Raw genomic sequence first — 20,882 nt, 5'->3', positions numbered from 1 at the left:
CCTCCAGGTTCATCGGTATTCAAATAAAAAACATTCGATCTGCATGTTAATCATTTTCTTTACATTAGGATAAACTAAGAAAAAAATAGGAGTGATGCCTTAATGGCAAGAAGAAGGAAAATTCTAGTATCTGAAGCGCGAAAAGGACTCGATGAGTTAAAAGCCAAAGTTGCCGGTACAAAGAATCCCGAAGAAGCAAAGTTTGAAGCAGCAAAGGAAATTGGCGTACCGCTGCAAAAAGACTATAACGGTGAGCTGACATCAAAGCAGAATGGAAGAATAGGCGGAAAGTTAGGCGGAGGCATGGTCAAGGAACTTATAAAGATGGCACAGGAAAACTTAGGAAAAAAACATTAACAAGGAGTCGATCCCGGTTGGTAGTGCTCCTTCAAAAGCTCATATATAAAAACGAACTAAATAAACGGAAAAAATTTTGGGGCATAACGTTGGATGGCATTAAACCGTAAAAAAGCCAACCTTTACGGGCTGGCTTTTTTTAATATTAACTAATTCTCACGGGTGAAACTCTTGAAACTACTGACATTATTAATTCCTCCGACATCGGGTAATTAGTGGCAGCTGGATCCGTCCTTACTGCTTTAAGAATTCTTTCCATATCGGATTGGTTAATTCCATAGGCGCTGAAGTCGGAGGGCAGCCCAAGATCGGATAGGAAAACACGGAGCTTTTCCACCACTTTCGCTAAGGTCCCTTTTGAATCTTCATCATGGATTTTCACACTAAAGGCTTCGGCTATCAAATGGGCCTTTGGAAGATATAAATCCGGGGTTGATTCCATGACGATCGGTAATAACACAGCATTGGCCAATCCATGAGGAATACGGAATAACGCCCCATATGCGTGGGCAAAGTTATGAACCGGGATCGCATTTAATGCACTACAAAATGCAGTGATTCCCATCATGCTTCCATGAAGCATTTCCATTCTGGCCTCAATATTCGTTCCGTCCTTTACGGCCATCGGTAAATTTCTTTCAATAACTCGAATGGCCTGAAATGCATAAGCATCGGTTATTGATGTCGCCGCAGGTGAAACGATGGCTTCCATTGCATGTGTCAATGCATCTGCACCAGTAAACGCCGTAATGTCAGACGGCAGTCCTACTGTTAACTCGGGATCTAGAATGGCAACATCCGAACTTAAAAAAACATTGTATATATTCATTTTTACTTTTTTATGTTCATTATATATGACTGCGATCGGGGATACTTCAGAACCGGTTCCTGCTGTTGTGGCTACGGAAATATGCGGGATATTCATGGATTGGGCTTTTGGAAAACCCTCATACAGATAACCGCTTGGAATCGCATCTTTAATATCCGTAATTCCTTTGAATAATCCGAATTTCAATGCCTTTGCGGTATCAATGACACTCCCTCCACCAATGGCAAGTATGGCATCGGCATTCACTTCGCGTGCATATTTCAATGCTTCATTTACACATTCACTCGCTGCGTCTTGTGTAACACCCAGAAACTGTCCAACTATTTCAGCTCTGGCACCTAATTTCTGCTGATCAAAAGTTTCGGCAACTTTTTTAACGACACCTGCATTTTCCAAGCCACAATCACTTACGAGTAGAATCCTTTTGGCCCCGAGACCATTGAAAAGGTTTGGAATGAGTGAACGAGTGTTAGTGCCACTGTAAACCGAAGTCCTTAGCCAAAAATTCGAATGAGCGCTTGCCTTCATAAAATTCCACCTCAGATATATTAGTCTAAATTCTCTATTAAGGATTGTTCATACCCTGCTACCAAATTCCTGATGGCCATTCATTAACAAATGTACTAAATAGTAAGCTTGTCTCTTGTATCTGCTTTACAAAACCCCATATTCCTTTTCGTTACTTTGATAGATTTCTTCAATCCCCTTGCCTTTTGCCCTGGCTAAAATCTCCATCCGCACTGATAATTGTTTCATGGTAAAATTCAATATAGCTTGTTGGTCATTGCCAAATGGATTTCCTAACCGATCATATCCCTCCGTATTTAACGCGATGGCCAGAGGTGAAAGTTCCTCCATTCTCTTTTCAACCTGTTTAAAGATATGTGGATGTTCACTGATGATTCGCTGCAGCAGGAAGGTCCCATAAGCAATATGACGTGATTCATCCTTCTTCAAAAGACCCACGCCTTTTAATAAACCAGGCATCATTTTATTAGCTTCTAACGTCTGATAAAACCCGAAATATCCAGTTTCTGCAAGCACACCCTCGGTAAACATATTATAAACAGTGGCTGCTTCTGCCAATGCTTCAGGGGATTGGTCGGATAAAAGTTTCTCCATCGCTTCAGGCAATATTTCATAAAAAATCGATTTATAAGTGTCTGAGTGATAAACTGTCAAATCACCCGTTTCACCAATCTGATCTAATGTATAACGAAAGAACTCCATATGCTTCGCTTCCTCGAACAGAAATGTCGTTAAGTACATTTCTTCTTCGATCCTGCCTTCTTTGGCTATCGTCATAATGAGGGGCAGCAAATCCAAAGTCACCGCTTCTTCCCCGCCCTGAAAAAGGGAAATGATCCGTAATAACACTTGCCTTTCAATATCAGTAAATGACTCCCAATCTTCTTTATCCTGGCTGAAATCAATGTCACGAGGATTCCATATACCGAATTTCTTTGCCTTTTGATAAAGTTTAAATGGCAGGGTATCTTCTCTAAAACTCCGGCTGGTGGTCGTTAAATTCTTTCTTTTCATGGTAATGCCTCCTTAAAATTAAGAACTTTAAACTTTTGTATCTAAGGATTTCTTAAATTTGTAAGAGTTTTCATTATATTGTAAGATATTAGTAGCATTTATCCTATCACTGAAAATGTAGGGAGGAATAAAGTCGAATGCTTGAGGAAACTCTGATGAATCATGTAAAAAAGATTTCCCATCAAAAAGATATGGCAAATAAATCACAAATGATCGTAAAGGGCTGTGTGGATTTTTTTTCATTTCAACGCGCTTCTTTATTCAGTTACTCATGTTTAACAGGAATGGGTGAAGGAATATGTGCATGTACAAGTGAAGATACCTTTTCATTACATAATGTTAAAGAAAATATTCATGATATATACCCCATTCACCAAGCAGTCATCCATAACAAACCCATATATTTAACCATCCAACATGCGAAATCCTCCATCCCTGCAAAATACGTTAAAAGATTTTCCATCTCTTCATTGGCTATCATTCCGATAATTGTAAATGACTTGGCCATCGGTTTAGTGTTGGTTGATCCCATTCACGCCAACGAGCCTGTTACCAAGAATGATTTAATGAAGCTTTCCCATTATTTAAAATTGGCTGTCGGTTCGACATTGGATTCCGCCCCTCCCACTTACCTTCTAAGCAAACGTGAAGTGGAGGTCCTTCAATATTTAGCCAATGGATTGGGATTAAAGCAAATGGCACCAAAGATGAGCGTTAGTGAATTTACAGTCAGAGATCATATTTCTTCTGCTATCAGGAAATTGGGAGTGAATCACCGGACCGAGGCCGTCGCTGTTGCCTTAAGACACAAAATGATTATGTGAAACAAAAAAACCTTCAAAGAAGGTTTCAGACTATAAACAAACTCTATGAAAATCGAGTTTTTTACGGTTTGTTCAATTTGAACGTTGATTTCCTCTCCAGGCACTCGCTTTTCCCGAAGGAGTCTCGTACCCTTCGTTCCAATCAACTTGTTTTAACTTTTAGATAGAACCCTTTTGCCTAAAGTCTTCATTTGAGGGGATGAGGATGCTCTAAAACATGATTCTATTCAGCGAAAACACGGAGGTCTCGTTGAGCCCCAATACTTAATTTCAGGCCAAAATTCAATGGGAATTTCAAAAGGGGTTCGGAATTTTTTAATTCCGAACCCCTTTTGTTTAAGTCTCATTGAGTCACTTTTTCTTCAACTTTCGTAGTCCATTTCAACTCGTCTGCGACTTTACATGTTTGGACACCTGTCAGTGTATCATAAAGCTTTCTGGAAAGTTCGCCAGTTTCCCCGCTTTGAACAATCATTTCTTCACCATTCCACAAAAATTCACCAATTGGTGATATGACCGCGGCTGTTCCCGTTCCAAAGGCCTCTTCCAAGTGACCTAATTTATGGGCTTCATGGACTTCCTCCATCGAAATGCGTCTTTCCGACACGGGAAGACCCCAATGTTTCAGCAATTCTATAATGGAATCACGAGTAATACCCGGAAGGATACTTCCATTTAAAGCAGGGGTGATGATTTCACCATTAATTTTGAAGAAAACATTCATGCTTCCAACTTCTTCGATATACTTTTTCTCCACTCCGTCTAACCAAAGAACTTGGGCATAACCCATCTTTTCGGATACTTCCTGGGCTTTTAGGCTCGATGCATAATTACCGCCCGTTTTGGCTTCACCTGTACCTCCATTAACTGCACGTGTAAAAGCTGACTCCACTGCAATTTTAACTGGATGAATGCCTTCTTTATAATACGAACCTACTGGTGACATGATGATGATGAACTGATACTTATTCGATGGAGATACTCCAAGATAAGGCTCAGTAGCTATAATGAATGGCCTGATATATAAAGATGTCCCTTCTGCCTGGGGAACCCAATCCTTATCAACGCTAATTAAAGTCTTTAAGGCCTTCAACGCAAAATCAACGTCGATATCCGGTATGCATAATCGGCTATTTGAACTATTTAAGCGTTGGAAATTCTTTTCTGGACGGAATAAGATAATTTCATCCTCTGGTGTTGCATATGCCTTCAATCCTTCAAAAACGGATTGACCATAGTGAAAAATCATAGCTGACGGCTCTAATGAGAGCGGTTGATAAGGAACAATTCTTGGATCATGCCACCCTTGCCCTTGTGTGTAATCCATAATAAACATATGATCGGTAAACTGCTTACCGAACTCAAGCTGGTCCGCTTGTGGTTTTTCTTTCTTTGTTGTACTAAGCGTGATTTGCATGTCATGTTCCTTCATTACCAAAACCCCTTGTTGATTAAATTTACAAGATTTCACTTCCATAAAATCTATCTTTAATTAGTTTACTCCTATAAGGAATCATAGTTCAAGCCTTTAAGACGAAATTTTCGGAATTTTTTAAAATAAATGGGTTTTTCTTTGATTTCCAGACTATGATTCCTGAAAAAAGAACCAATTATTCCTGAAACCTCTAAAAATATCAGTTCCGATTGTACGCTAAGATGTCTTGAATATTAGATTAATTTTATCAAAATAATCACAATAAAGCCAATGAGATTAATTCTGGTTCATGGCACCTTAAGAGTAAATTCAATCGTTTCCCTTTTTGTAACCAGGAAAATCGATAAATGAAAAGACTTTTAGCAGATTCGTGAATAAAACACTAAAGCTAATACCTGCAAACCTTATATGTATATTAAAAACCTAAGAATATATAACATTTTTAATCCGAATCCATAAAGTGGTTTTTTCGTACCATTCCCAATTCCAATCCTAGAGGAAAATTTTTCATGAATTTGTATTTAGTAGTTTACTACTAAATAATATTCTTATATACTTATCCCACAAGATAGATAAAACGCATGCAACACGATGTATTATAGATGAAACGCATGCAACTTTCTTATTTTTTGACGAAAAGGGGTAACAACATGACAAAAAACAGATGGTTAATCGCTTTATCCGCTATCGCCATTCACCTTTCCATTGGTGGTGCATATGCATATAGCGTTTACAAAAAACCATTAGTTGAGACTATGGGGTGGTCAGAAACAGAAGTAACGTTAGCATTCACAATAATGATGGCGCTTGCAGGAACTTCTGCTGCCTTCTTTGGTAAATTTGTAGAAAAAAATGGCCCAAGGAAGTCAGCTATGGTCGCTGCTGTATTATTCGGATTAGGACAAGCTGGTTCCGGTTTAGCAGTAATGGTCGATTCACTTCCGCTTTACCTATTGACATATGGGGTTTTAAGTGGACTTGGTATGGGGATTGGGTACATTTCACCAGTATCCACTTTAGTCAAATGGTTCCCAGATCGCAGGGGATTGGCAACAGGAATGGCAGTATTAGGTTTCGGTGCCGGAGCACTCATTACAGCCCCAGTAGCTGCAAGCCTTATGGAATCCGTTGGCATTTATACTACATATTATATTTTAGGTGCAGGCTATTTCATATTGATGTTCTTAGGGGCATCCTATATTGCACCTCCAAAGGCCAACTGGCTACCTGAAGGAATGAAGAAAGATATTGAGTCCGGTAAGAAAGAACTTAAGAAAGACTTACGGCAATTAACTGCAAAAGAAGCGGTTAAAACTAAACACTTCTGGATGTTATGGTCCATGAAATTGATAAATACAAGTGCAGGGATCATGATGATTTCGGTAGCTTCACCTATGGCTCAAGACGTTGTTGGTCTGTCTGTAGCAGGTGCAGCAACATTAGTCGGTATTATGGGAATCTTTAATGGCGGAGGAAGACTTGGCTGGGCAGCAGCATCAGATTATATTGGACGTCCAAATGTATTCGTCATTTTCTTCATCATTCAAATCGGAGCGTTCCTTTTACTTCCTACCACTACAAATACACTATTGTTCCAAGGACTCATCTTGCTGGTAGTGAGTTGTTATGGGGGAGGATTTTCAAATCTCCCTGCTTTTGCGGGGGATTTATTTGGAACTAAGGAAATTGGGGCCATCCACGGTTACCTTTTAACTACATGGTCACTAGGCGGGGTTTGCGGACCAATGTTGGTTACTGCAATCAGAGAAAGTACGAACAGTTACATCCCGGTATTCTATGTTTTCGCAGCATTAATTGCGATAGCATTTGCCATCTCCATCTGGTTGCGTCTGGACATTAAAAAAATGCAAAGAGAACAGAAACAAGGAGTAACGAACACATTCAGTAAAATATCCTAATTTAAAACCTTGTAAAAGGCATTATCAAGTAAACTTCCATAACCGGAATTTACCTTTGATGATGCCTTTTTTGTTTGTTTATGACCTTAACGGCGGCTGCTCTTAATAAACTTTCGGATATCTTCTGGGATGGAGATAATTCGATATCTTTTTGGAACTTTTTACGATTTATCATCCCAGCAGGATTTCTTGCTGGTGCAGTTTTGAGCATTGCTTAAACTTAACCGCAGTAGTCTAGGGATATGCATTTATTGGGATTATCGACTTATGAACGTGAGAACAGGTAAAGGTCAAAGTGACCAAAATTTTTTTTAAAGTTGACCTTCATATTGCAGTGAAAGTCTTGTTTTCGTTTGCTTGCTGCTATATTAACAAGGCTGTATTCCCATTTCCTTCTGGTCAGCTAGTAATCCATTAATGTTCAAAAATGAAACAGCACTATCGAAAAAAGTTGAATGATCATTTTACACCAAACAATTGGAACAAGTTATTTAGTTTAACATTAAGCTAAATCAGGGAATCAAGTAAGAGATGGAATTAGGGGGGATTGTCTTGTGGATCAATAAACCGTTTTTCAAATATGCATGCGCGATCATTTTGATCATTTTAATTATTTTTTTACTAGGTAAGATTGATTATGTTCTGCAGCCGCTACAAAAAATCATCGCTGCCATGTTTTTCCCTATTATTGTGGCTGGGCTTTTATACTATATATTACGGCCGGTCGTTAACTTTTTAACTGAATTTATCCCGAGGTCAGCTAGCATCTTCACCGTTTTTTTAATTATATTTAGTATGATTGGGATGGTAGGTTACTTTGGAAGTCCTGTAATCGTGGACCAATTTCAAAAATTATCTGAAAACCTACCCAGCAAAGTCAAGGAATTCTCTAAAGAATCTGAAGTCATGATTGAAAAAAATGATTTTGGCATGGTTAATATGGAAGAATTGAAAGAAAAAGCGGTCACACATTTGAAAGATTACTCTGAAAAACTCATAGTGAATGTCAATACCATTTTTTCCACGATCACTAGTGTATTAACAGTATTGGTCATTACACCATTCATTTTATTCTATTTCTTGAAGGATGGAGATAAATTAAGACCATTTCTATTAAAATATATTCCGACCGATGTAGAATCAGAGGGAAACACGATTTTAAAAGACGTCGATAAAACCCTTTCAACTTATATTATCGGTCAATTCATCATATCAATCGTCATTGGGACTTTGATGTATATTGGCTACCTTATTATCGGTCTCGATTATGCACTTGTATTAGCCCTATTCGCCATGATTTTTACCGTTGTACCATTCCTTGGTCCATTAATAAGCATCATCCCTGCCCTCTTCATTGCCTTACAGCAAGACATTGGGTTGGCAGTGAAAGTACTCATTGTCCTTACCGTTGTTCAACAGGTCGAAGGGCACTTGGTTACACCGAATATTATGGGAAAACGTCTTAACATTCACCCACTTACCATTATCTTATTGCTGCTTGCTGCAGGATCAATATACGGTTTCATTGGCATTTTAATCGCAATCCCCACTTATTCCGTAGTAAAAACAATCATAGGGAATTTCAGGAAGTTTTATAGCTTACGGAAAAGGGTTGCATAATCAGGAATGGTTGTCTACACAATTAATTAAAGACGCTTTAAAAATAAAAACAAAAATCATTCATCAACTTTTCAGACTGTAGACAAACTTTAGGACAAGCGAGTTTGCCTGCAGTTTTTTGATTTTAAAAACGTTCCAGTTGGTTCATCCAAATAAAACAGTAAAAAACAAGAAGGATAACCTATTCTTGTTTTTAAATCATGGTTCTTGGTGAGTCTCTTACGTGCCTCCTTTTGTAGACAAACTAAAAACGTTGATAATTCTATCAACGTTTGTTTAATAATTTTTTAACAAAGCGTTTGAAAAACGCTTTGAAGCTTTTCTTTTTGATAACTTGCTGGGCATGAAATTTCTTCTCGATATGAATTTCCTCTTTGTTTATGGCATTATTTTCTGCTAATACCAGACCCAAATCGGAATTGTGATCTTTGTTTAGGACAATTTTATAAGGAATATTATGACTCATTGCCAATTTTATATATTTCCCTAAATATTGATAGTCCATCTGACCATTTAAAAACAAATTTGAACGGGGATACTGCTTCATCATTTGCTCTATCTCCGGATATACATTCGTTTCAAAGACTTGGCTTTTTTTTAGTACGATGACGACGCGCTCCCGTAATGTGCCCAGAAATTCCCTTCGTTCACCAGGCTTTATTTCTTTTGGACCATGGATTCCTTGTTCTAGATAGTCCTCCACATTTAGGCGTGACAATTCTTTTCCACCTCCGCTTTCACTTCAATAATGTATGTAATATGGCCAAAAATAGTGCCCATCATTCTTTAGGTATGCAAAAAAGCAGAAAGTACTCTGGGTTTAAAATACCCATTGTTAGTTTACCCCCACTTTAAAAAATTGTCACTTTAGCCCCACTTCATGCATAGGATAGTATATGTGTAAATGTAGGTTGCTTAAATGAGGGACGGGGAAAAACATGAGGAAATTAATTGTATTTATATTGATATTCGCCTTTACTTTTGTTGGGTTCAGTAATACTTCAGGTGCGGCAGCAAGACAACTGATTATCATCAATAAAGCCAATAATCAGCTTGCCTATTACGAAAATGATAAATTGGTGAGGGTATTCATTGTGGCGACAGGAAAGAAAGCCTCCTACACTCCTGAAGGAAAGTTCAAGGTAGTGACTAAGATTGTGAATCGTCCCTATTATAAAGGCAACATTAGAGGCGGAGACCCAAAAAACCCTCTAGGTAAAAGATGGCTGGGGATCAATGCAAGGAATACACCCGGAAATACGTACGCAATACATGGCAATAATGATTCTACAACCATTGGGAAATATATAAGTGCCGGTTGTATTCGTATGTATAACAATGAAGTTCAATGGCTGTACGATAGGGTGAGAATGAACACTGTAGTCTTGATTGCCAGTTCGAATAAATCATTTGCCACCATAGCTGCCACGAATGGATATAAAGTGAGCGGATCTGTGAGCCTACCTGTAAATACCAACTCTACCCTAAAAAAAGGAAGCAGTGGCCCCCAAGTAATTGAATTGCAAAAAAGATTAACTAAACTTGGATTCAGCACTAAAGGAGTAGATGGGTCATTTGGAAAAAACACAGAAAAAGCTGTAAAAAAATTCCAAAGTTCCAAAAAACTTACTTCTGATGGGATCGTCGGACCAAAAACAAAAAAAGCGCTTGGACTTAAATAATTTTCATTGCCGATATCCACTTTTAGAGGATATCTTTTTTTGTGTTTTAACTGTCCGACCTATACATTATTACCCATATCGTCTTTAATTTTCCACCATCAGTTATTGACTTTATGTTATAATTTATACATGAACAGCTAATCATAATCGCACTGTCATTACATACAAGGAGGTAATACAAATGTACGATGAAATTCTCGTAAATTCCATTAAAGCAATTTTTGTTATTGGCACAATCTCGATGTTTGTGATATTAGGATTCGTAAAAGGACGCCGGTTTTAACTTTATCCAATGCTTTAAAATATCCTCACTTGCCTGATTACTTGTATTTTTTTCATACCGGTAATCAGGTTATTTTCAGTCAGAAAAAAAGCATATCCTCTCTGGGCATGCTTTTCCTTACCAATTATCCGTTTTTTCTAAAAGTTGATCGATGTCAAATGTATCAAGATGGAATGGAACTGACTCTTCTGCAATCGCTTCAGTGGCTAACAATAATTGGTCGATATCGATAATGGCCAAAACAGTGCTCTCCCTTTTTTAATGGTTTTTACCCTCATTTTTAATACACTAAACAATTCGTTCAAAAGATATATTATTAGAGGGTATCCTTAAAATTTTTACATTTGACAATTATTTAAGATGCAGAGAATCATTTTCAGATCCTTCCGGAGAAAGCGTATGTATCAATTTAACCAGCTTATAAAAGGTCCCGCTGCAGATTGTTACCTCGGGCAGATTATGAAATATTGATTTTTTATTAATATGATAATTGTCTTTCTCAGGTGAATACACAATAATTTTCTTATTTAAAGATAAAGCATATCCAAGCTCATATAGATTACCTTTTCCTGCTGTTAGGAAGATCAGCATGAAATCGGCTTCCTCAATCCCCTTTTTTTCATATTCTCCAATCCCGTCCGTTATTTGGTTTTTCTCATCATTCGTAATTAAATTCAAGTCATTCACACATGTAAACCCTTTTGAAGTCAATTTCTTGATCAATGATTTGACTTGCTTTAAATTTTTTTCGTCTGATGCTATATAATATTTCACACATACACCTCCAAAAAATATAACTATTGATACTTTTTACCTACGTTACCTATACTATACATATTCGTTATAAAGAACGCAATATCCTTTCCCCAAAATTAAAAAATAATTAAATGGAAATTTTAAGCGAAACAAAAAACCATCATTCCTTTACAGCTCATGATGGTTTCAGACTGTAGACAAACTCTTTGAAAATCGAGTTTGTCTACAGTTTTTTTTAGGGGATTGTGCAATTTGAACGTTAATTTCCTCTCCAGGCACTCGCTTTACCCGCAGGAGTCTCGCACACCCGCTCCAATCAACTTTGTTTAACTTTTAGATAGAACTCCCTTTTGCCAAAAGACTTCATTGTTTTAAATAGAATGATTAAAACTTGAGGTGATGATGATGCATTCTACTGGATAAATACTTGGGCGTCCTACTCTGAAAACATATCTTTCACCAAATCATAAATGAAAGTGAAGTTAATCCGGGGTATTTTATGCAGTGGATCATGATCACCGTCGAGTTCACCTTACTACAAAAAATAATACTATGTACGTATTAAGTGCCTGACATTCCAGGTTACAAAATGTTCATTGAATTTCAAGAAATACAAAATAAAAACCTTGTCCTTTATCCGGCAAGGTTTTTTATTTTTCATATGTGATATTTTCTATTTCAATCCTGAAGGGTGCAGCCTCACAAATATTGATTCCCCTATCCAGATTTACCTTTTCCATTTCACTTGCATCCGGGATTGTTTTTTTATCGTGAATAAAATGTTCGACCATGGATTCCAGCAGTTCTTGAGCACAAGCTAAGGCATCTACCCGATTCCTACCGCTAACGGAAGAAATAATTCCTTCTCGCCTAAAATCCGGGAAACAAACCTGAACGGAAAAAGAGTCGATAATCAACGGGTGTTTTTCATAATAGAATACGGCTGGGTACTCAAAGATTTGAATGGTCAAAATATCATCCCTTCATACAAAATTTAGGTTTTTAAATTAATTATAACATGAATTTCCATTTTATATAGGTTTAATTTACTTTTCTTTGTTTGTCAAGTTAATATTTGCACTCAATAGGTTGTTATGTCCGTATTTACTACGAAATAAAAAAACACCAGGAAAATCAGAATCACGAGAACATTCAAGATTATTCCAACAATGCTGCACACTTTTCCAGCTGTGACTAATCCATCTCCAGATTCACCAGTAAGCTTAATTTCTTGTTTACTCTTCGATGCAAATATTAAACCGAGAATACCTAATATGATGCCTATGAATGGAATAAACAGGGATAATACCCCCATGATCAATGATACAATCGCTTTGCTATTGCTTCTTTTAATTTCCGACATATATTCCACCTTCTTTCTTCCTTTATATATACGGTTATTAAAAGCAAAAGATTCATTTTTTGTGTACTCATTCATCACTAATATTCCAGTTTATTTCAGAAGTCCGCTCCCATTCCGCCGACTGTCTGCCAAGCCTCATCAAAGCAAGTTCCTCCGGGGTCTCCGCTAGTTAGCTATTCGGCAGGAGTGCCGCATATCTCTTCAATCCATTAAGGATTACAGTATAAAACCATGAAGAATAAACTAGTCTTAACTTGGTTTGTGATGAGTCCAGCCTACGGTTTTTTCTTAAAATGACATTCCAGTTGATTCCAGAAATCCGCTCCCTTTCCGCCGACTGTCTGCCAAGCCTCCTCGGCACAAGTGCCTGTGGGGTCTCGGCTAGCCAGTTATTCGGCAGGAGTGTCGCAAATTTATTCCATCCATTAAGGATTACCGTTATAAAACCATGAAAGATAACCTAGTCTTAAACTCGGTTCGAATGAGTCCAGCCTACAGTTTTTTCTTAAAATAACATTCCAGTTTATTTCAGAAGTCCGCTCCTTTTCTGCCGACTGTATGCCAAGCCTCCTGGGGCGCAGCGCCTCCAGAGTCTCGGCTAGCCAGTTATAAGGCAGGAGTATCGCAAATTTCTTCAATCTAATGAGGTTCACAAGGAAATTACATGAAGGATAACCTAGTCTAGTTTTATAATCATGGTTAGGGGTGAGACACTTCCGAACCTCGTAGACAAGTAGAAAACGACTCATTTCTGAGCCGTTTTTTTAGGTTCGTTTCAATTCAAGTCTCTGGGCTACCAAAGAAAGGCTATAATTCACAATGAAGTACATGAGTGCCACCAGGATCAAAATCGGTATTAAATACTTTTGACTTTGTCCATATATGATTTGACCATGATGGGTCAGCTCCGGCAAAGAGATGACAACTGCTAAAGAGGTATCCTTTAATAAAGAAATGAATTGGCTGACAATGGGAGGAACCATGCGGCGCAGCGCTTGGGGCAGAATAATATGTATCAATGCCTGTGTATAGCTCAAGCCTGATGAACGGGCAGCTTCCATTTGGCCTTTATCAATGGATTTTAGCCCACTTCGAATGACTTCAGAAAGCATGGCTGACTCAAAAATTGTCAAGGCAACTATGGCTGCTGGAATGATTTCCAGTTTAATCCGTATCTCCGGCAAAGCAAAATAGGTAAAAAATATTATTAATAACAGAGGCAAATTACGTACCGTTTCTACAATCAAAGCTAATATTTGTGATAACACCGGCACTTTTGCGTATCGGATTATACCTACAAGCCCGCCAATAATGAAACTTAGAATAATGGATATAAAAGCTACCTGGAGCGTTACCCAAAATCCTTCTAATAAAAACTTAAGATTATCTGGTGTATAGGCACCTGCAAAATCCATATCTTATACCTCCCTCAATTACTCTTAGCCAGACGTTTTTCCAAATAACCAACGCCAAAACTTAAAGGAATGGTAAGAATTAAGTAAAACGCTGCAACGAAAATGTACACATCAAACACGACAAATGTCCTTGAAGAAATCAAATCCCCGTGGTACATAAGATCGAGTCCTGCAACAACGGCTAAAATGGAAGAATTCTTTACTAGATTGATAAATTGGTTTCCTAAAGGAGGAATGACTATTTTAACGGCCTGCGGCAGAATGACGAGCCTCATAGCCTGTCCATATGTCAGACCTGAAGAACGGGCAGCTTCCATTTGACCCTTTGGCACAGAAAGTATGCCTGCTCGAATTGCCTCAGCTATGAAAGATGATGTGTAAATGGTCAAGGCTAATGTCCCGGCGTATAGACCGCTTAGTTTAAGACCGAGAAAGAAGAAAAAGGTAATGATCAATAACGGTATGTTCCGAATGAACTCGACATAGGCGGTACCCAGCCAGTTTAGTGGCTTTATTGGCGCAATCCGCATGATGGCAATTAGCACACCAAGAATCAAACTCGCTATCAACGCGACCAAACTCGACATGATCGTATTTTTAAAGCCTAATAAATACATATCCAGATTCTCTGTTAAAATGGAGAAATCAAGCACGGCATACACTCCTTTAACTAGTAAGGATGAGCAAAACGCTCATCCTCATAGACAAATGTTCAAATGTTATTTAAGGTCAGCTTCCCTTATCCATTTGCTAAAATGTTTAATGTTTAATCCATTTATCATGGATTTCATCGTACTTGCCTGAATCTTTAAGTGACTTAAGGGCTTTATTCAACTCTTCAACAAATTCAGCATTTCCTTTTTTCACGGCAATACCATAAGGTTCTTCCGTAAATGTACCGCCAACAAGCTCATAACTTGGATCTTCATCTGCCATTCCATAAAGGATGGAATCATCCGTGGTCAATGCATCCCCTTGTCCGGATTTAAGTGCAGCGAACGCTTCGGAATAGTTTTCAAATTCAAGCACTTGTGCTTCAGGAGCTTTTTCACGGATATTTATGGAAGAAGTAGAGCCCTTGACAGCCAATACCTTTTTCCCTTTTAAACTATCAATACCCTTGATATCGCTGCCCTTTTTGACTAACAAAGATTGTCCGGCGTCGAAATAAACATCAGTGAAGTCTACTTCTTTTTTACGATCTTCCGTGATTGTCATGGTCGCTACAATCGCATCGATATCACCATTATTCAATAATGCCATCCTGGTTTTAGAAGTCACTTCTTTAAATTTAACTTTATTCTCATCACCAAGGATTTCTGCTGCAAGAGCTTTGGCAATATCAATATCAAAGCCTTCAACCTCTCCAGTACTAGGATTCTTCAATCCGAATAGCCTTGTATCATTTTTCACCCCAAAAACGATCTTATCCTTTTCCTTCACTTGTGCGAGAACATCTTTTTCTTTGTCTTTGCCTCCACCCTCTTCAGCTTTGTCTGAATCGTTCCCCCCGCCGCATCCAGCTAATAAAATGACAGCCAGTAAGGATAGCAAAGATAATTTTAACCATTTCTTTTTCTTCAACATGTAATTCACCCCTGTTTTTTTTAATGATTTAATATACGGCTAAGGAATAAACGAGCCCTCTCTTCACGAGGATTGGCGTAAAACTCAGCCGGTGATGCCTCTTCTAAAACCCTGCCTTCGTCCATGAATACGATTCGATCCGCTACTTCACGGGCAAATCCCATTTCGTGCGTGACCACCACCATCGTCATTCCTTCATGGGCAAGTGCTTTCATTACATCCAGTACCTCGCCAATCATTTCTGGATCCAAGGCTGAGGTAGGTTCATCAAATAGCATGATTTCAGGTCCCATTGCCAAACCTCTGGCAATCGCTACCCGTTGCTGCTGTCCACCTGAAAGCTGAGAAGGAAATGAATTCGCTTTATCTCCAATTCCCACTTTGTCCAGATACTTCAGTGCAATCTTTTTCGCTTCCTCTTCGGATTGTCCTAGAACCTTCCTGGGAGCAAGCATGATATTCTCGAGCACTGTTTTATGAGGATACAAGTGAAAATGCTGGAAAACCATACCGATATTTCGACGAAGTTTGTTTATGTCCGTTTTTTTATCCGCTACATTTAGACCATTTACGGAAAGGGAACCTTGCGAAATGGTCTCTAGACGATTAATGCATCGAAGCAATGTACTTTTCCCTGAACCGGAAGGTCCGATGACCACTACCACCTCCCCCTTCTTAATTGTAAGATTAATTTCTTTCAATACATGGAAATCGCCATAATACTTATTCACTCGGTCAAAAACTATCATAATTAGCCCCCTGCTCAAAACTGAAAATTTATAATAATCAGAATTCTAAAAGCGTAACATAGCACTCTCTTAACTCGAAACAAATCTTATGTATAATCCTTTCTTCAAATATTATTTCCCAATATTTCATAATTCATAGTGAATAGTCCATTTTTATTGTTATTTTAAACTAGTAATTTAAATAATATATTCAATATTCACATTTTTTATTATATATAATATTTCTTAAAATTACCATATAAACTTTAAATTGTTAAAAACGATATTATATTTCATGATATTATTGCTATATTTCATAAAACTGATAAATCTAAACTGATATCCCATTAAAAAAATTCCCTCTTTTTGTAAAAAAACATTTATTTCCCGAAGGCTTAATAAGCCCTTAAAATACAAAAAGACAGCAATTGCTGTCTTTTTCATCATTCCTTTATCGCGTCTTCAAATGGCGCTGAATATAAACCCCTTGGCGCCAGCATATCCGTATCCGATTCACGGATTTCCCCGCCGTGAGTATATGGACCTGCTGGAAAAAAATCAAACAAATCACTTTCCTTATGAATGATCAAGAAATAATCGTATAAATCATCCATAAGTTCCTGATGTTCATCTATTTTCACGATTTCGCCACATTCATCAATTTCAAAGTTTTCATTTATCGCATCCTGAAGTTCCTCATTATTTGAATACGCGATATAAAAATCGACATCACCGCACTCCATGCATAGCAAGAGTTTTTCTTCTAGTGACTCTTCATAGGTTTTCAGAACGATTCCCTTTAAAACGGCATCAATCTTTCCAGTATTAGTCTGTTCAATTTTAGTCTGGAACACAAAACCCCTCCAATCAAATACAGGCATTTTCAAAAAGTAAACGCCAGTTTAACAAGCTTGCCCTTTAAATTTAAATGAAAATTTTTGGACACCTAAATCCAAGTCCCCAAGTCCGTTCACTAACCGCGAGGTCAAGGGTAATTCATATAATCTTTCCGGATCCCTCTTTTAATTAGCCAGGATTCCTCCGCTTCTTGTATATAATAAGTTTGCCCACATAATTAGAATGATAATCTCCTATAATACAAAGAAAAAGATGATTGGAAGCGTAATCAGGCTTAATGATGTACTTATGAACGTAGCACTTGATACGAATTCAGGCTCCGTGTTGAATTGGAGCGCGTACATCGTAGTGTTGGCCGCCGTTGGCATGGCAGCTACGATGATCATGATATGCCTGACCATTTCACCCACTGGCAAAGCGAGAGATAACAGGAAGGCAATGGCCGGTGACACGGCAAGTTTAAGGAGCAGCGAAACTGATAGCTTCCGATAGGCTATTTTTTTCAGCGAAATGTTGGCCAGCTGCATTCCCAGTGTAATCATTATTGTGGGGATCGCTGCATTTGCAACAAGGTTAATAGCTTCCATAACCGAATTGCTTAAAGGTATGTTAACGAACTGAAATACTGTACCGGCAATAGCTCCATAAACAATTGGCATTCGACATACAGCTTTAATCGCTGTTTGAACTCCGTTACCTTCCGGACTGCCCTTTGCTGCGAAATAAATGCCGATCGTGCACATCACTAACTGCTGCCCCACCATAAGGATGATTGCATAATCGAGTCCTGCGGCTCCGAATAACAGGAAAATGACGGGTGTTCCGTAGTTTCCGTTATTCATGAATGCCGATGCCAATATCATGCCGCTTGTCTCAGTGACTGTATAATTGCGGAAAAAAGATATGATGTAGACTACCAGTATAAGAGAAAGACAAAGTACTATCGTGAATAAGAACAGGTAGAAATAATTAATAGTAAATTCTGCGGAATAAAAAGTCCGGAACACAAGAAAAGGTGACATTAAATATAATGCCATCGTGGAAATCGATTTTGTATCAAGTTTGAACTTTTTCTGACCGATGAACCCTAAAACAAAAATACCGAATATCGGTAAAAGAACTCCCAAAAACCCCATGCACTTCACCTTCATAATCCCAATGATTTTCTTTTAACAATATCAGTTTTATTATTATTTGTAAAAATTCTTTTAAACCATTTTGATTGCACGTCATATATTCTTACACAAACTAATTTTTCTTTATCTTCAGAAAATAATATTTCATTTCCTCATGCATATGGTATATTGTTTATTATATTTACGTTAATAAACGTAACATCAGTACTTTGGGTTATAAATATATATGAAGGGGTGTTTTTTAGTGGATGTAAAATTCATGGAGATGGCTGTTCAGCTTGCAAATGAAAATGTATTGGCGAAGAACGGAGGTCCTTTCGGTGCTATAATCGTAAAAGATGGCAAAGTCGTAGGCAGAGGTTGTAACAATGTGACAACGGCCAACGATCCTACTGCTCACGCCGAAGTACAGGCGATTCGTGATGCATGCAGGAATCTCGACAGCTTCCAGCTTACAGATTGTGAAATATACACTAGCTGCGAACCTTGCCCCATGTGCATCGGTGCTATTTATTGGGCACGTCCAAAAGCCATTTATTACGCATGCACTAAAGAAGACGCTGCAATTATTGGCTTTGATGATCACTTTATATACCAAGAACTTGCCCTGCCAATGGAAAATCGCACGATTAAAATGAAAAAATTGACTTTTAATGACCATGATTTACCATTCCGAACATGGGAAACCAATACTGAAAAAGTGAAATATTAACCAGTTATATATGGCCAAAGGGGTTACGAATATGAAAAAAAACTTGCTTAAAAGGAGAATTGACGTTGCAGCAGGAAGAACACCAGCAGATTGCGTCATTAAAAACGGGCAAATCATAGATGTTTTCAACGGGGATATCTATACAGGCGACATAGCGATCGTCAATGGTTACTTTGCTGGAATTGGGCGTTATGAGGGTATTTCGGAAATCGATGCTGCAGGAAAATTCCTATGCCCTTCATTCATTGATGGCCATGTCCATATTGAATCATCGATGGTGAGGCCTTCTGAACTCGCAAAAATCCTACTTTTACATGGTGTGACCTGCATCGTTGCAGATCCTCATGAAATTGCCAATGTTTCTGGCAAAAAGGGAATGGAATATATGATTGAACAATCCGATCAACTTCCTTTTGACTTTTACTTCATGATGCCCTCTTGCGTACCTGCTACGGAGTTTGAGCATTCTGGTGCTGTCTTAAGAAGTGAAGATTTAAGATCATTTTATCAAAACCCGAGAGTGCTCGGTTTAGCCGAAGTCATGAATTTCCCTGCCGTTTCACATACGGAGGAGGATATGCTGCAAAAAATATACGATGCAAATAGATTAGGCAAAAGCATCGATGGCCATGCAGCCGGATTATCCGGACAACAGCTCGATGTTTATATGAGTGCAGGCATAAAAACGGATCATGAATGCACTACTGCGGAAGAGGCAAAAGAAAGACTGCGTAAAGGAATGTATCTTATGATCAGGGAAGGCACGGTTGCCAAAGACTTAATAAACCTGATCCCAGTTATTAACGAGAAGAACTCCCGCCGTTGTTTATTCGTCACCGATGACCGGCACCTAGATGATATTGTATCTGAGGGAAGTATCGATCACAACGTTCGACTTTCCATAGAAACAGGTGTCCCGCCAATTACTGCCATTCAAATGGCGACCATTAATGCAGCAGAATGCTTTGGTTTAAAGGAACATGGTGCAATTGCACCTGGATACAAGGCAGACTTCCTTCTATTGGATGATCTTGATTCTATCAACATCCACTCGGTCTTTAAAGATGGAAAGCTTATGGTTCATAATAATCATTTACTTAACTTTCCAGATGATAGGAAACAGGTTATTGACGACGGGTTGAAGCACTCCGTTCATTTTCATGAAATAACTGAAGATGATTTGGCGATACCTTTTAAAAATGAGTTCGCTAATATTATTGAGATAACCCCAAACAGCTTGATTACAAAACATTCGATTGAACCGGTCACACTTAATCATGATGGACTATTCCATTTCTCCGAACATGTTGATCATTTAAAACTTGCTGTTATTGAAAGGCATCATCTGACCAAACAATTAGGTCTTGGAATCGTCAAAGGGCTCGGGTTGAAATCAGGTGCAATTGCCACGACAGTAGCCCATGATTCACATAATTTGATCATTGCCGGAACGAATGATCAGGATATGCTGCTGGCAGCTAAGGAAATCAAAAAAATGCAGGGTGGATTGACCGTAATCCAAAATGGGGAAATACTCGCTTCCCTTCCCCTTCCAATAGCTGGATTGATGAGTGAATGTAATTATATGGATGTGGTCCATTCATTGAAAAAAATCGATGAAGCCCTATTGAAACTCGGTACTAACAGGCATTTCAACCCTTTTCTTACACTTGCATTCTTGGCGTTACCTGTCATCCCTGAAATCAAACTGACGGATCAGGGTTTATTCTCCGTTTCTGAGTTTAGGCATATTCCCATCGAAGCCTCAAAGCCAGTCGATTAAATTTGACCCCCTAGTCGGGGGTTTTTTTCTTCGCACCCAAAAACTTCTAAAAG

Annotated in this window: 21 protein-coding genes; 7 read left to right on the top strand and 14 right to left on the bottom strand. The window is 38.3% G+C overall.

Going from position 1 to position 20,882, the window contains the following annotated elements:
* Positions 1–102 precede the first annotated feature (102 nt).
* Positions 103–357, top strand: coding sequence for an alpha/beta-type small acid-soluble spore protein (locus tag V3595_RS17975; protein ID WP_485908625.1), 255 nt, complete (start codon positions 103–105; stop codon positions 355–357).
* A 145-nt stretch (positions 358–502) separates the two neighbouring features.
* Here V3595_RS17975 and V3595_RS17970 read toward each other — a convergent pair whose 3' ends face one another.
* Positions 503–1,714 carry an iron-containing alcohol dehydrogenase gene (locus tag V3595_RS17970; protein WP_485908624.1) on the bottom strand — a complete coding sequence of 404 codons (1,212 nt, stop codon included), beginning with the start codon at positions 1,712–1,714 and terminating at the stop codon, positions 503–505.
* Positions 1,715–1,840: 126 nt separating this feature from the next.
* Positions 1,841–2,728 carry a R2-like ligand-binding oxidase gene (locus V3595_RS17965; protein WP_485908623.1) on the bottom strand — a complete coding sequence of 296 codons (888 nt, stop codon included), beginning with the start codon at positions 2,726–2,728 and terminating at the stop codon, positions 1,841–1,843.
* A 137-nt stretch (positions 2,729–2,865) separates the two neighbouring features.
* Here V3595_RS17965 and V3595_RS17960 point away from each other — a divergent pair, with 137 nt between their 5' ends.
* Entirely contained in the window at positions 2,866–3,552 is a 687-nt protein-coding gene (locus V3595_RS17960; RefSeq protein WP_485908622.1) for a response regulator transcription factor, read from the top strand.
* Positions 3,553–3,895: 343 nt separating this feature from the next.
* Here V3595_RS17960 and V3595_RS17955 read toward each other — a convergent pair whose 3' ends face one another.
* Positions 3,896–4,984 carry a branched-chain amino acid aminotransferase gene (locus V3595_RS17955; protein ID WP_485908621.1) on the bottom strand — a complete coding sequence of 363 codons (1,089 nt, stop codon included), beginning with the start codon at positions 4,982–4,984 and terminating at the stop codon, positions 3,896–3,898.
* Positions 4,985–5,637: 653 nt separating this feature from the next.
* Here V3595_RS17955 and V3595_RS17950 point away from each other — a divergent pair.
* Positions 5,638–6,906 (top strand): L-lactate MFS transporter, encoded by a 1,269-nt coding sequence (locus V3595_RS17950; protein ID WP_485908620.1) that lies wholly within the window; start codon positions 5,638–5,640, stop codon positions 6,904–6,906.
* A 552-nt stretch (positions 6,907–7,458) separates the two neighbouring features.
* Complete coding sequence (locus V3595_RS17945) at positions 7,459–8,526, top strand: AI-2E family transporter (RefSeq protein WP_485908619.1); 1,068 nt, start codon at positions 7,459–7,461, stop codon at positions 8,524–8,526.
* A 265-nt stretch (positions 8,527–8,791) separates the two neighbouring features.
* On the opposite strand, the gene V3595_RS17940 is transcribed toward V3595_RS17945, so the two are convergent.
* Positions 8,792–9,244: a YueI family protein gene (locus V3595_RS17940; protein WP_452445007.1), complete on the bottom strand. Its 453-nt coding sequence runs from the start codon at positions 9,242–9,244 to the stop codon at positions 8,792–8,794.
* A 220-nt stretch (positions 9,245–9,464) separates the two neighbouring features.
* Between V3595_RS17940 and V3595_RS17935 the strand changes: the two genes are divergently transcribed.
* Positions 9,465–10,208: a L,D-transpeptidase family protein gene (locus tag V3595_RS17935; protein WP_485908618.1), complete on the top strand. Its 744-nt coding sequence runs from the start codon at positions 9,465–9,467 to the stop codon at positions 10,206–10,208.
* A gap of 400 nt (positions 10,209–10,608) precedes the next feature.
* Here the strand turns inward: V3595_RS17935 and V3595_RS17930 are convergent, their stop codons facing one another.
* From V3595_RS17930 to V3595_RS17885, 10 genes are all read right to left on the bottom strand, one after another.
* Positions 10,609–10,731 (bottom strand): hypothetical protein, encoded by a 123-nt coding sequence (locus tag V3595_RS17930; RefSeq protein WP_485908617.1) that lies wholly within the window; start codon positions 10,729–10,731, stop codon positions 10,609–10,611.
* 111 nt (positions 10,732–10,842) lie between these two features.
* A complete protein-coding gene (locus V3595_RS17925; protein WP_485908616.1) occupies positions 10,843–11,265 on the bottom strand; it encodes a nucleoside 2-deoxyribosyltransferase in 423 nt (140 codons plus the stop codon).
* A 632-nt stretch (positions 11,266–11,897) separates the two neighbouring features.
* Complete coding sequence (locus tag V3595_RS17920; protein WP_048686335.1) at positions 11,898–12,218, bottom strand: type II toxin-antitoxin system HicB family antitoxin; 321 nt, start codon at positions 12,216–12,218, stop codon at positions 11,898–11,900.
* Positions 12,219–12,328: 110 nt separating this feature from the next.
* Positions 12,329–12,685 carry a DUF4190 domain-containing protein gene (locus V3595_RS17915; RefSeq protein WP_485908615.1) on the bottom strand — a complete coding sequence of 119 codons (357 nt, stop codon included), beginning with the start codon at positions 12,683–12,685 and terminating at the stop codon, positions 12,329–12,331.
* A gap of 689 nt (positions 12,686–13,374) precedes the next feature.
* The gene (locus V3595_RS17910) at positions 13,375–14,025 is read right to left on the bottom strand and encodes an amino acid ABC transporter permease (RefSeq protein ID WP_034307000.1); all 651 of its coding nucleotides are present in this window, start codon (positions 14,023–14,025) and stop codon (positions 13,375–13,377) included.
* A 14-nt stretch (positions 14,026–14,039) separates the two neighbouring features.
* Complete coding sequence (locus V3595_RS17905) at positions 14,040–14,678, bottom strand: amino acid ABC transporter permease (protein WP_133346635.1); 639 nt, start codon at positions 14,676–14,678, stop codon at positions 14,040–14,042.
* Positions 14,679–14,784: 106 nt separating this feature from the next.
* Entirely contained in the window at positions 14,785–15,612 is an 828-nt protein-coding gene (locus V3595_RS17900; RefSeq protein ID WP_485908614.1) for a transporter substrate-binding domain-containing protein, read from the bottom strand.
* A 20-nt stretch (positions 15,613–15,632) separates the two neighbouring features.
* On the bottom strand, positions 15,633–16,361 hold the full coding sequence (locus tag V3595_RS17895) for an amino acid ABC transporter ATP-binding protein (protein WP_402905349.1): 729 nt from the start codon (positions 16,359–16,361) through the stop codon (positions 15,633–15,635).
* A gap of 422 nt (positions 16,362–16,783) precedes the next feature.
* Complete coding sequence (locus V3595_RS17890; RefSeq protein ID WP_485908613.1) at positions 16,784–17,194, bottom strand: hypothetical protein; 411 nt, start codon at positions 17,192–17,194, stop codon at positions 16,784–16,786.
* Between the two features lie 237 nt (positions 17,195–17,431).
* Positions 17,432–18,334, bottom strand: coding sequence for an AEC family transporter (locus V3595_RS17885; RefSeq protein ID WP_133346641.1), 903 nt, complete (start codon positions 18,332–18,334; stop codon positions 17,432–17,434).
* Positions 18,335–18,560: 226 nt separating this feature from the next.
* Between V3595_RS17885 and V3595_RS17880 the strand changes: the two genes are divergently transcribed.
* Entirely contained in the window at positions 18,561–19,046 is a 486-nt protein-coding gene (locus V3595_RS17880) for a nucleoside deaminase (RefSeq protein ID WP_485908612.1), read from the top strand.
* A gap of 31 nt (positions 19,047–19,077) precedes the next feature.
* Entirely contained in the window at positions 19,078–20,829 is a 1,752-nt protein-coding gene (ade, locus tag V3595_RS17875) for an adenine deaminase (RefSeq protein WP_485908611.1), read from the top strand.
* Positions 20,830–20,882: the final 53 nt, after the last annotated feature.

Source organism: Bacillus sp. CFBP9009 (assembly GCF_036541465.1).
In the GTDB taxonomy this organism is placed as follows: domain Bacteria; phylum Bacillota; class Bacilli; order Bacillales; family DSM-1321; genus Peribacillus.
Note: the sequence above shows the minus strand (reverse complement) of the source record. Positions and strands in the feature narration are given on the sequence as shown.